Here is a 12285-nt window from a genome sequence, read left to right on the forward strand (position 1 = left end):
CATTCCGAGAGTGGAGCACGCTTCAGTTGGTGCGCGGTAGCAGCGCCTCGCCACTGGAACATGCGATCTGTGCCTGTGTGCCGACGAGTTGCACAGGGGCAGTACAAGCCATGCGCACGCTTCCATGTGGGCCCGTGAATTGGGCCTTATGGATTGCTCCGATCCCAATTTGCGCAGTGACTTTCGAAAGCGAGTCGAGAAGGACCGTGCCTGAGCGGCGTACATAGCTGCCATCCACCACCGTTATCTCGTCTGGTTGCGTGCTTCCATTGCGGCCGTTGGGACGACTGAGGGCCAGGATATACGCATCCGTATCGAAGCCGGCGATCGTCGCGTTGACATTGCGATGTCGAACGTGACCATCGGCCAGGCGATTGAAATAGACTTCGGTAACCCGATCGGCACCGACGATGCGTACGCCGACCCAGTCGGTTCCTGCTATCCGTTCGATGCGTGAGGGAGCCTTGCTGTCAGCGCGCGGCTGGAGAGCCACCAGGAACTTCTCACGCTCGGTCTTCCCGACTGGCTGGAAGCCGAGGTAGGTCTGATTCTTCTTCGGATCCTCGTCGGCGAGGCCCTCATGGGTGACCATCCGCAGAGCATCGGGATAGTCGGTCGGCAACCCGCCGTCGGGGAGCGTTTCCGGAAACAGGGGGGTGACGTCAACGCCCGCGCCGCCATCGCGTATCTCGACGGTTCGACCCTTGCGGGTTGCGGTACCGCCGTGATGCAGCAGCCATTCGAATTGACCGGGATCGCGGCTGCGCAGGTCGTCCAGCAACAGGATCGTGTCGCCGATCCACAGGATGCTGCGATAATTACGTTGGAAATACCGGCTTGTCGGGCCGGTCGCATCCGCCCAGGCATAGCGGATGTTCGGTGTGTCGAGGAGGTGGTCGATCGTCCCCATCGAGGCCGAGCCATCATACAGGTCGCTGGCCGGCTCCGCGTGTCCGTCGATAGTAACGACATTATGGGCCTCGCTCTGCCGGTAGTAGCGATCGTATTCCGGCGTCGAGTAGCCCGAGTGTCCGGAATCCGCGAGCAAGGTGCGCCCCTTGTGATAGAGGATGAAGCTTCCGGCATCTGCGTGGTTGTGGTTCCAGGTATAGCCCGACTTGACCGCGAAGAGAGTACCGTCGGGAGACCAGCTGTCGCGCATGGTCAGCAGGCCTTGATCGCGCGATAGGTACGTGAGCGGAGCGGCGATCGGTGCGCCCGCACCGGACCTCGCTGCCGCGTCGGGGAAGTAGGGAAGGTTGGTGGCATCCTTCCACGCGTCTTTAGCGGCGACCCCTGCGTATCCGGCGATGTACTTGAGGTATTCCGGATTGCGGTCGCCCAGCGCCCATAAGTCGGCCAGCGTGTGACAACCGCAACTGGGCGGGCGGCTGTCGCCGAAGTTGAGCGATACCCATCCCTCGCTGCGGGGGTAGCCGGTCGCCAGGAAGTAGCCCGCGATCTTGTCGAGACCCCTGATTGGCGAGGGAGACGCATCCATCGCCTCGGTCCAAGAGCGGCGGAAGAGCATGAGGCTGTGCAGCGCCAGTTCGGCGTAGGAGACGGTCTCGGAATACGCACCTTCGCTTCCGAAAGTAGGCGGCTTCACGCCGATGCGGGTGCCAGGGAACTCGAACCATTCGACGCTCGCCTCGTCGATGCGTCTGGCCCATTCCAAGCCCCGCGGATCGTCGTTGCGGATTGCGAGTGCAGCTACCCCCGCCCCGAAGACGATGTGCGCCCACCAGTTGTGGCCCATCGTGTCGAGGGCGTGGATTCGCGTGGAACCGTCCACCCAGTCATTCATGATCGGCAGGATGGCGCCGCGGATCAAGCCCTGGACTATCGTTTGGCGGTCGGCTGCGGAAAGCGTGTCGCGCACGGCATCGTAGGCGATCCCGGTGCTGGCGGCAGCATAGCCCATGCCGAGATCGGATTTCCAGGGTGGATCGCGCCGCGCCAGCGGGGCGTCTGTCAGCCAGTTCGCCTTCGCAGCGCGCTTGAGTAGCAACGTCCTGGTGGCTTGCGCGTATTTTGCCTGCCCCGTTACGCGAAATGCGAGGCCGAGCGCCTCCAGCGCCGCATCGATCTCACGGTCGCCCTTGGGCGATGTGGATGTTGCCTTGTCCGCTGTCCGGCGCAGTGCATCCCAGCGCGCGCGCGCCTCGCCATCGCTGGCGATCAGCTGCCTGACCCGCGCAATATTGGCCGGTTTGAACGTGAGACTGGGAACGCTCGGCCCTGCGTCCTGTGCACGTCCTGTCATCGGGACGATCGCCATCGCCAGGGTTGCGGCTGCCAGCACGGATCGCATCATTTCACCCATTCTCTTGCCCGCAGCATGGCGCCCCGGGCTGTTGTTCTGTTGATCGCGGTCAGCCCAGTCTTTCGAACAGGATCGCCTGACCACCGCTTGGTTGCATCTCGATGGTGATGGCAGTGGCGGCGTCCACCTCCCGCTGGGAGATATGGACTTGCGTCAGGCGCGGCTTTTCCATCCTCGTCCCGTCAGCGAAGACGCTCGCCTGCCATTTACCCTCGCCAAGGAATGCGAGAGGCACCTTGATCGTGCGGGCTTCCTCGTTGGTCATCGCACCAAGGAACCAGCGCTTGCCGCTCCGCCGCGCGATCACGACATGCTCGCCAGGCTCGCCGCCGATCGCACGGGTCTCATCCCAGGTGGTCGGGCATTCGTCGAACCAGCGAAGTGCGGGCCAGGCGCCGGTGCGGTATTTGGCCGGTGCATCGTACCAGTAAAGAAAAGTGAGCGGGTTGTAGTAGACTGCCGCCATCGCAAGTTGATGCGCGTTGGTGGTCTTGTTCATGTAGTGGTCGTAGCAGATCGTGTAGTCGATCGGACCGGACAACGCGCGGGTGAAGGGAAGGGTGACGTTGTGCCGGGCTGTCGGGAACTGCTCGTTCCCACGCACGCCTTCGAGCGCAAGGTAGTTCGGCAAGGTGCGCTCAAGTCCGGCGGGGCGCAGGTTGTCATGCAGGTTTACCAGCAACTGGTTGTCGCCGCAGGTCTTCACGAGGTCGTAGATCCAGTCGACGTCCTCCTGCCGCCCTTCCCAGATGAAGCCGAACTTGATCCCGGCAATACCCCATTTGCGGTACGTGGCGACGATGTTGTCGAGTTGCCGCATGGCCGGCACGCGATCGACGTAGACGATGGTGCCGAGACCTTTTTCGCGTGCTGCCGCGACGATGCCTTCGATGTCCAAGCCGTCGATCGGGCGGGTCGCTTCGCTGGGATCAGTGCCGTCGCCGTACCAGTGCGCGTCGAACTCGATGTAGTCGAGCTTGCGTTCGTGAGCGAAGGCGATGCCCTCCATGGCGCCTGCGTTGGAATAGGGTTTGCGAATGCGAAATGCTCGGCCCGGCCGGATCCAGTCGTCGGACGCGAGCCTGTCCGGCGTTGCCAGCGTGGGGACGAGCCCGGCCTTGCCGATCAATGCTGCGGTACGATCGGCCACCATGATGACGCGCCATGGGGTCGTGAAGGGCACTTCGACCGCGAACACAGGCGCAGCGTGGGTGTCACCCGGTCCGGAATATCCGGTTGCACGACCCGGGAAGTGCATCAGGCGGCTGACCATGGTCTGTTCGTCGGCGCCGGGGGCGAACATCATGCGCGGATAGTGCAGTCGGTCTGACTCGCACAAGAGCATGGCAAGTCCCGAGGGGGTCTGGGCCAGCGCCGGAGTATCGGCGAGCGCGCCCTTGTCGGTACTGGCGGTCAGTTCGGGGTGGGGCACAGGGGCAATCCGGCCGGCTGCCGAAACCGCGTATTCACCTTCATCGCGACTGCTCCATACCCGGGTTCCGACGGGCATGCGGAACTCGATGTGTTCGCCGCCCAGCCGGACGATACGCTTCGGTGCGGAGAGCAGAGCGAAGCGGCAGGCAATACCATCATCGTGCGCCAGGAGGCGAATCGCGAAGCGGATGCGGCTCCGGCGGTCCTCGAACCGCGCTTCCAGCTGGTTGGCCTTGCCGTCGTAGCGCGCGGCAATGCCATATGGCGGCTGCCATGTACCATCGATGGGAATAATGTCGGAGCCGAGGAACTTCGCATCGGGTCCAAGGCGCCTGCCGTCCGCAAGAACGAGCGCCATCTGCGATGGATCGAGCATCACCGCATCGCCGTGGCGAGCGGCCCAGCGAGGGTGCTCGCCGCGCGAGGCCGGGACCAGAAGTTCGAGTGTTGTTTTCCCGTCCGGAGACGAAACGGTCAGGCGCTGACCGCTCTCGGGAGCGGCATCGACAGCCGCTGGGACGTTCGCGGCCATTCCGGTGGTCACGGCGCCAAGTCCTGCCAGGACGGTTCGACGATTGGTTTTCATGCTGTTACGTTCTCCTGGCGCACATCCTGCATCAGCGGATGCCCAAACCCTCTACATACTTTCCGACCACCATGTCGGGGGCAGCCGGCGTGTCGATGCGGCGGCCCCCGACATGCAGGTTCTCGATCGTCACGTTGCGCACCGCCGTTTTCGCAGAGAGCCCCGAGATAACCGATTGGCTCGGCATACCTCCGCCAGTGAAGGTGACGTTGCGGATGGTCACGCCGTCAATCCCGCGTCCGGGTGCCTTGTTGTACCGAGCGTTGTTACCCGCGACGATGTTGATCAGCTTGCCTTCCTCAATCCGATCGACACGAATGTTGCTGAAGGTGATGTTGCGGATCAGCGTGCTGTCGCCCGAGTAGGCGGCGATGACACCCTCCCAGTCGGGATCGTCTTCGTCGAGATTGGCGACGTCGATGTTGTCGAAAATGATGTCGCGGATCGTGCGCGGGTCGGCATTGTCCCCGAAATGGCCGATGTAGAGCGCGTGAGCGACGTCGTTCCAGATGCGCAGGTTGCGGACCGTAATGTCGAACGTGTCGCCCGGCGGGTTCACATCGGCAATGCCGGTCTGCGCGGAGCGCTGACGGCACAGCGGGCAGTCGGCCACGGCATATACGACCACGGCATCGTCGGAGACGCGCAGGTATCCGCCATCGACCGAAACGTGCCGGGATGTGGAGATGTTGATCCCGTCTGACCACTTGCCCGAGGTGAACCCGGCCACCCCACGCACCGAAACATTGCTGGAGTTGCGGATATTGAGAACCCGCGCCGCGTCCTTGCGGTCACTGTTGACGAGGATCAGGTCCGAGATCGAGATGTTCTTCGCCTTCTCCAGGTCTATCGCGCGTCCCGGATCCCAGAGCATCCCGCGGCCGGATATGCTCACATTGTGAACGCCCTCCAGCGCGAAGGCGCCCTTCAGGACCGAACCTCCGGCCAGATAGATGCGTTCGCCGGACTTGACCGGGAACACGTCGCTTCCTTCGGGAGGGACGTGAACGCCCGGCCCGAACACGCGCACGTTGGGCCCTGCGGGTGCTGCGGGAGGAATGGCGCCCGCAAGGACATGCAGGTTGTGCAGCCGGTCGTCGTCGAACTGGAGCGAGAAGCTCTCGGGATGGTTCAGCGTCAGGTACACGATACTGCCCCGGCGTTGCGGTTCGACCGTGCTCGACAGCGGAGCGAGGGCGACCTTGTCGAACCCCCCGTTGTTCTTGAGAACTTCGAGTTCCACCGTGCCGTCGAAGTCGAAGTACACCATCGTCGCATGCTGACGGGTGTCAGTGTCGACCTGAACGCGGTATTCGTAAAGATCGCGCCACGGGCCACCTGGCTTGCGGACCCGCACCGTGAAATCGTCGTTATGTGCCGAATACAGCAAGGCGTTCGGCACCGGGTAGACGTTCAGGGCATCGTCCGCTGCGCTGGCGGCCGGTGCGACTGCGCCGGCCAGGACGAGGCTCGCAAGGCTGATGCCGGCACGGTGCATGATCGAGGCGAGAGGCATCGAGAAGGCTCCCTGGCGGTGTGACCGCATCAGAAATTCGCGGTCCCGGTCAGGAAGAATGAGCGGGGCTGGGTCGTGAGGATTCCGGTGGTCGCATTGGGATACATGCTGATGATCTGGGCCTGCGTCAGCCCGGAGATCGGCAAGTTGGGGCTCTGGATCGAGAAGATCCCAATGTCGTTGAATACGTTGTTGACGTTGAAGCCGAGGCGGAAGTCGGGTGTCACGTCGTATGACAGCGAGAGATCGGTCTGGGTCTGGGTGGGGAACGTCGTTAGTCCTGTGAAGCTCGAAGGACGGGAGCCCAGATAGGTGAAATTGACAAGCGTCGTGAACGGCCCCGTCGCGTACTCCACGCCTATGCGCCCCTGAACCTTGGCGAGGTTCTCAAGCTTGCTGTCGGGATAGGCTTCCAGCTGGTCGTCGGCCCGACCCGTCTGGCCCATGTTCCAGTTGTACCATTCGAGCGCCTTGCCCTTCTGGAGCGTCACGGCAGCCGTCAGGCGCAACTGCCGCGTCACTCGGACGTCGCCCTCGATCTCCACGCCGTATACCCTCGTCTTGTTAAAGGCGGGGGTGGTCACGTAGGTCGTGCCATCGAGGTCGGTGCCCTGTCCGACCACGTTGACCTTGTCGAGGAGGGTAAGGAAGGGAGTGAGCGTCAAACGCACTGCGGGGCTCGCATAGCTGAAGCCCGCTTCGTACTGGGTGATCAGCGGCGGCGTGATTGGCTGGTTCTCGGCCTTGAACACGGTGTCGTAGCCGCCCCAAAGGCCATCGCCGTTTTTCTTCCCGCGGGCGTAGCGGACATAGGCCGAGAAGCGATCGGAGAAACGGTAGTTGGCGGCAGCCGTGTAGTTCACGAAGCTCAGCTTCTTGTCGAAGGGTACTTCGCGGTTCAGCACGCCCACGAGATTGTCGTAGATGGTCAGGGGATTGCCATCTACGCCGCCGTAAGTGCGATCGCGCGCCTGCGGGTTCGCCGAGGCGAGCAGGTTCGTGCCCTTGTAGCCGAAGCGCTCGTAACGGATGCCGGCATCCAAGGTGAGTTCGTCGGTCGCCTTCCAGTTGAGGCCACCGAACAGCGAGGTCGAGCGGTTCCTGACGGTATTGCGGACTGGTGCAGTGCCGATCGAACCGAACCCGGCGGGATTGGTCATCTGATAGACATTGCCGGTCGCCGCGTCGGTGAAGGAGACCTGCGCGGCCTCCATGTCGGACTCGATTGGTGCGATATAGCCGCCGGGGGGCAGCAGTTCGCGCACGAACTTCGAGCGCGAGAGGTAGCCGCCCGCTGTCACTGTCAGGCGGCCTATCCGCTTGGAAATCGTCAACTGGTCGATGAACGACTGTTCGTCGAAATCGGTTGAGGTGCCTGCGCCCGAAATCACGCCGTTGGCAAGAACCTGCTGGTTGGGCAGGGCGTTGGTCAACACGGTGTAGCCGCTGGCGGCGCTGGCTACCCGGGCCAGCAGTTGTCCGTCGCTGCCAGTGACCGTGATCGTTCCGGGAACGCGGCTGAGACCTGCGGCGCTGAAGCCCAGGTTGTTCCACAGGTTCTGGTTGTCGAGCCCGAAGGTGCCGACGCCGTTCTGATTGAGCTTCAGGCGATTGTCGTTGAAGCGGAAGTGGTTGCTGATCTGGAGCGTGTCATCGACGTCATGTTCCCACTTCAGGCCCACCGTCCGGGCGACCGTGTGGTCGAGGTTGTCCGGATCGAAGCGCTGGCTGCCCACCACGCCCGCGCCCGGGATGGTGAACGGCGATTTGCGGCCCAGCGTGTAGTTGTCGTAGCGCGACAGGCCGGGCGCGATCTGCGGGTCGTCGAAGCCGATCGAGGGAATGCGCTCGGAATCGTAGGAGCCGTTGTGGTCGTCGAGGTACTTGCCGTAGAGGACCAGTGAACCGGTGCCGTAATTCCAGCCCAGCGAGGCCTTGACCTGTCCGCCCCGGTTGAACGGATAAGCAGTCGGACGTGCGCCGAACGAGCGACGATAGAAGCCGCCGATCGAGCCGTAGACGCCGCTCTCGCCGAACTCGGTCCCGTAATAGGCGTCTGCGCGCTGGTAGGGCTGGCTCTTGCCTTCAAGGCCGATGCGGACCGAAGCGATGCCTCCATCATGGTCGGTGAGAGCATTCTTGGAAATGTAGTTGAACAGGCCGCCGGGGGCGTTCGGGCCCGTGACGGTCGCGCTGCCGCCGCGCAGCGCCTCGACGCGCTTTAAAGTCAGGTCCTGGCGATAGAAGCTGTCCGGCTGGAAGCCGCTGCCCTGAATGCCGATCACCGGCAGGCCATCGTCGAGCAGGGCGACGAAGTAATAGCCTGACGTCGCGGACTGCGTTCCGACCGACAGACCGCGGGCATAGACGATGTTGCGCGCCTCGCCGATCGACGAGTTCACATAGACGCCCGGCACGTTCTTCAGAAGGTCGGCGGCGCTGACCGGGGCCGAGCGCTGGATGGTATCGGAATCGATGGTCGAGATGGCGACCGCGGCGTCACGCTTGGCCGTGCGGTTGAGGACGCCTGTGACGATGATCTCGTTGGCCGACGCATCCTGCGGAGCAGGTGCGGATTCCTGGGCAAGAGCCGGAAGTGCCGAACATGAGGCGAGAAGCAGCGAAGCCAATCTGGCGCTTGCGGACAGGCCTCCGCAGCAGCGGAGCAGGGCGTTGCGATTCATGTGCGCTCTCCCGAGGGCGTCTGGTTGTTGCGAATCTGATATCGATATCAGCAAACAGGTGCAAGGAGATATCGATATCATGGCTTGATCTTGTTGCATTTTCGGCCAGGGGCGGTGCCTGAGGAGCAAACCTAACGCCGGACGTCGCCGCCGCTTGCGGAGAAGGCCTCGAGTTCGTCGGGGCTGACGAGGCACATGCCGCCCGGCACGGTGTACTTGAGGATGGTGTAGGCAAGGCCCGCCTGCGCCATGGCGACGAGGTCGGCGCCCGCGAGCCACTTGTGCAGGATACCTGCGGCGTAGGCATCGCCCGTGCCGATGCGGTCGACGATGCCGGTGACATCCACCTCGCTCGTCTGGTGTGCGCCATCCCGCGCATCGAGACGCGCGGCGATGCGGTGGTGGCCGGAATTGACCACGTGGCGCGCGGTCGAGGCGATCAGCTGCAGCCTGGGGAAGGCGTCGAAAGCGGCGAGGGCGGCCTCACGGCGGCGGTCGGAGCCGTCGCCGGAGAACGCCTTGCCGAGCACCAGCGAGATATCGCGGTGGTTGCCGATCATGATCGTGGCCGACTGCATGAGGTCGGTCAGGATCTCGCGCGGGCTGCTGTCCCACGCGTCCCACAGCAGCGCGCGGTAGTTGCCGTCGAAACAGATGGGCACGCCGGCGCTGTTGGCCGCGGCGATGGCGGCTTGCGCAAGCGCGACGCCTCCGGGGCCGAGCGCCGGCGTGATGCCCGACAGGTGGAGCAGTCGGGCTCCCTCGAGCGCGGAAGCGAAGTCGAATTCGCCGGAGGAGGACCCTGCGAAAAGACTTCCGGCGCGATCGTAGGTGATCGAGGAGGGCCGAAGGCCCGCCCCGCTCTCGAGGAAATAGAGACCCATGCGGCCGGGTGCGCGGCCGATGCGGGAGGTATCGATGCCGGCTGCCCCCAGCGCGGCGCGGGCCTTGTCGCCCAGCGGGCTCGACGGCAGGCGGGTGAGCATCGTGACCTCGTGGCCGAGCGAGGCGAGCCCGGCCGCGACGTTCGCCTCCGCGCCGCCCACGACCATCTCGAGCGCATCGCACTGCACGGTCAGCCGATGGCCCGGCGTGGCAAAGCGCAGCAGCACTTCGCCGAACGTGACGATGTGTCCGCTCACCTCAGCGCCCCAGCCAGCCGCCGTCGACCGCCAGCACCTGGCCGGTCACGTAGTCGGACGCTGCCGAAGCGAGGAACACGGCGGCACCGGCGATGTCCTCCGGGCGGCCCCAGCGCCCGATCGGAATCCGCTCGAGGATCTGGCGGTTGCGCGTCTCGTCGGCGGAGAGCGCGGCGGTGTTGTTGGTGGTGATGTAACCCGGCGCGATCGCGTTGACCTGTACGCCCTTGGGCGCCAGTTCGTTCGCCATCGCCTTGGTCACGCCGCTGACGCCGGACTTGGCGGCGGCATAGCTCGGCACGCGGATGCCGCCCTGGAAGGTGAGCAGCGAGGCGATGTTGACGATCTTGCCGCCCGTTCCGCCCTCGACCATGCCCTTCGCCGCCGCCTGGCTGAGGAAGAACAGCGTCTTGAGGTTGGTGTCGATCACCGCGTCCCAGTCCTCCTCGGAGAACTGCAGAAGGTCGTCGCGGCGGATGATGCCCGCGTTGTTGACGAGGATATCCACTTTGCCGAGCCCGGCGACAGCCTCTTCCATCACCCGGCCGACCGGCTCGATGCTGGAGAGGTCGGCCTTGATGTTGACGCCTTTGCGCCCCGTCGGCGCGATCAGCGCGAGCGTCTCCGTGGGTTCGGAGCGACCGGCGACCGCGACGTCGGCGCCGGCCTCTGCCAGTGCGACAGCGATGGCCTGGCCGATGCCGGTGTTGGCGCCGGTGACAAGGGCGGCCTTGCCCGTGAGGTCGAAGGAAATTGCCATGTTTGCCGTCTCGTCATTGCGGGCACGACTGCGCGATGCGCGGATCGCGCGCCTGCCTTCAGGATTGCTTCACCGCCGGGCTCCCGCGACGGCGGATGCCCGGCGATCGAGGGAGGGGCTCCTACTGGAGCTGGCAGATATCCAGCACGTTCATGTCGGTATAGTCGAGGTTTTCCCCGCCCATGGCCCAGATGAAGGCGTACTTCTTGGTGCCCGAACCCATGTGGATCGACCACGGCGGGCTGATGACGGCCTCTTCGTTGGCGATCACGATGTGGCGCATCTGCTCGGGCTCGCCCATGTAATGGAAGATGCGGTCGTTCTCTTCGGGCAGCTCGAAGTACAGGTAGATTTCCGATCGGCGATCGTGGAGGTGCGGCGGCATCGTGTTCCATACCGAGCCTTCTTCCAGCACGGTGAGGCCGAGCAGCAGCTGCGCGCTCTCGCACACGCCGGGGATGACGAGCTGGTAGATCGTGCGCTGGTTCGAGTTGGCGAGGTCGCCGCGCGCCAGCGGGTTGGCCTGGTCGAGCGTGATGTGCTTGACCGGCAGCGCCTTGTGGGCGGGAACCGACGCGATGTAGAAGCGCGCGCCCTGGCCCTCGAAGATCACCTCATTGGTGCCCATCGGCACGTAGAGGCATTCCTTGTTCTTCATCTCGAAGCGCTGGCCATCGACCGTGATCGCGCCCGGACCACCGATGTTGGTGATGCCGGCCTCGCGGCGTTCGAAGAAGGACTTGCCCTCGGCGCTCTTGGGCGCGGTCTGGAGCGGCATCGCCAGCGGCGTCGCGCCCGGAACGGCGCCGCCGATGATGAAGCGCTCGTTATGCGAGTAGTTGAGGTTGACCTCGCCGTCCTTGAACATGCCGGTGACCAGATAGCGGTCGCGCAGTTCCTCGTTGGAGACACACTCCATCATGTCCGGATGGGTGGCATGGTAAGTCTTGCAGAACATCGTAAGCGATCCTGTCTTTAGGTGTCGAATTTAATCGGCTGATGCGATCCGCATGCCTGCCGCTGAGGCGCTTTGGGGCTGGTAAGCCACGAGGGCGCGCGTGGATCTGGCAGCCTCGAGGTATGCAGCCGAGCCGACCGCCCAGCATTCACCCGCTTGCCAGGTCTGGCCGTCGATCACGCCGCGCCCCTCGATCGGAATGAACAAGCATGCGGCGGGCAGGCGGCGCCTCCCTCGCTCACCCACTACCAGGCTCTCGAGCGCGAATGGGCTGCTGCTGCCGTCCAGCAGGACTTCGGACGTCCTGCTGGCGACAAGCCTGTCTGGCATCGTGTAGGGGTGCAGCGAACTGACGGCGATGCCCTCCTCAAGGTGCAGTTCACGAGGCCGACCGTAGTCGTAGAGCCGGTAGGTGACATCGTTGTTCTGCTGGATTTCGACCAGCTTGATTCCTGCGCCGATCGCGTGAATGGTCCCGGCGGGGATATAGTAGAAGCTGCCGGGCCGAACGGGCTTCCAGTCCATCAAATCCTCGATCGTTCCATCTTCCATCGCCCGACGTAAAGCCTGCTCATCGACATGCCGGATCAGGCCGATCCCCAGCACGGCATCGGGTTCCGCTTCCAGGACCAGCCAGCACTCGGATTTTCCGCCAGCAAGACCTGCTGCGCGCGCCTGGGGGTCGTCCGGATGGACCTGTACCGACAGCTTTTCGCTTGTGAACAGGTACTTCACGAGCAACGGCTCCGACATGCTTGCCGGGTCGGTGAACCAGACCTCGCCGATGCGCTCTTTTCCATTGGATGTGAACGGGGCAGCCAGGTCGCAGCGCCCCCACGGCTTGACCACGCTCTTGGGCTCCAGGCGGTGGATGCTCAT

8 protein-coding genes are annotated in these 12285 nt (G+C 64.1%); all 8 read right to left on the bottom strand.

Features of this window, described 5'->3' with window-relative positions; all coding sequences use genetic code 11:
- Positions 1 to 22: 22 nt before the first annotated feature.
- Entirely contained in the window at positions 23 to 2326 is a 2304-nt protein-coding gene (locus GGR40_RS16590) for a heparinase II/III domain-containing protein (protein WP_429277361.1), read from the bottom strand.
- 49 nt (positions 2327 to 2375) lie between these two features.
- The gene (locus GGR40_RS16595; RefSeq protein ID WP_429277362.1) at positions 2376 to 4346 is read right to left on the bottom strand and encodes a glycoside hydrolase family 97 protein; all 1971 of its coding nucleotides are present in this window, start codon (positions 4344 to 4346) and stop codon (positions 2376 to 2378) included.
- Between the two features lie 31 nt (positions 4347 to 4377).
- Complete coding sequence (locus tag GGR40_RS16600; protein WP_429277363.1) at positions 4378 to 5862, bottom strand: glycosyl hydrolase family 28 protein; 1485 nt, start codon at positions 5860 to 5862, stop codon at positions 4378 to 4380.
- 29 nt (positions 5863 to 5891) lie between these two features.
- Complete coding sequence (locus GGR40_RS16605; protein WP_429277364.1) at positions 5892 to 8546, bottom strand: TonB-dependent receptor; 2655 nt, start codon at positions 8544 to 8546, stop codon at positions 5892 to 5894.
- Positions 8547 to 8677: 131 nt separating this feature from the next.
- The gene (locus GGR40_RS16610; RefSeq protein WP_429277365.1) at positions 8678 to 9688 is read right to left on the bottom strand and encodes a sugar kinase; all 1011 of its coding nucleotides are present in this window, start codon (positions 9686 to 9688) and stop codon (positions 8678 to 8680) included.
- Position 9689: 1 nt separating this feature from the next.
- Positions 9690 to 10448 carry a 2-dehydro-3-deoxy-D-gluconate 5-dehydrogenase KduD gene (gene kduD / locus GGR40_RS16615; protein ID WP_429277366.1) on the bottom strand — a complete coding sequence of 253 codons (759 nt, stop codon included), beginning with the start codon at positions 10446 to 10448 and terminating at the stop codon, positions 9690 to 9692.
- 121 nt (positions 10449 to 10569) lie between these two features.
- Positions 10570 to 11406, bottom strand: coding sequence for a 5-dehydro-4-deoxy-D-glucuronate isomerase (gene kduI / locus GGR40_RS16620; RefSeq protein ID WP_429277367.1), 837 nt, complete (start codon positions 11404 to 11406; stop codon positions 10570 to 10572).
- 30 nt (positions 11407 to 11436) lie between these two features.
- Complete coding sequence (locus GGR40_RS16625) at positions 11437 to 12285, bottom strand: class I mannose-6-phosphate isomerase (RefSeq protein ID WP_429277368.1); 849 nt, start codon at positions 12283 to 12285, stop codon at positions 11437 to 11439.

Origin of the sequence: Novosphingobium gossypii, assembly GCF_050433305.1 — a bacterium.
Classification (GTDB): Bacteria; Pseudomonadota; Alphaproteobacteria; order Sphingomonadales; family Sphingomonadaceae; genus Novosphingobium; species Novosphingobium gossypii.

Coding starts and splice junctions, on each gene's coding strand:
- GGR40_RS16595 (WP_429277362.1), bottom strand. CDS start 4,346: ATGAAAACCAATCGTCGAACCGTCCTGGCAGGACTTGGCGCCGTGACC.
- GGR40_RS16590 (WP_429277361.1), bottom strand. CDS start 2,326: ATGGGTGAAATGATGCGATCCGTGCTGGCAGCCGCAACCCTGGCGATG.
- GGR40_RS16600 (WP_429277363.1), bottom strand. CDS start 5,862: ATGCCTCTCGCCTCGATCATGCACCGTGCCGGCATCAGCCTTGCGAGC.
- GGR40_RS16605 (WP_429277364.1), bottom strand. CDS start 8,546: ATGAATCGCAACGCCCTGCTCCGCTGCTGCGGAGGCCTGTCCGCAAGC.
- kduI (WP_429277367.1), bottom strand. CDS start 11,406: ATGTTCTGCAAGACTTACCATGCCACCCATCCGGACATGATGGAGTGT.
- kduD (WP_429277366.1), bottom strand. CDS start 10,448: ATGGCAATTTCCTTCGACCTCACGGGCAAGGCCGCCCTTGTCACCGGC.
- GGR40_RS16625 (WP_429277368.1), bottom strand. CDS start 12,285: ATGAGCATCCACCGCCTGGAGCCCAAGAGCGTGGTCAAGCCGTGGGGG.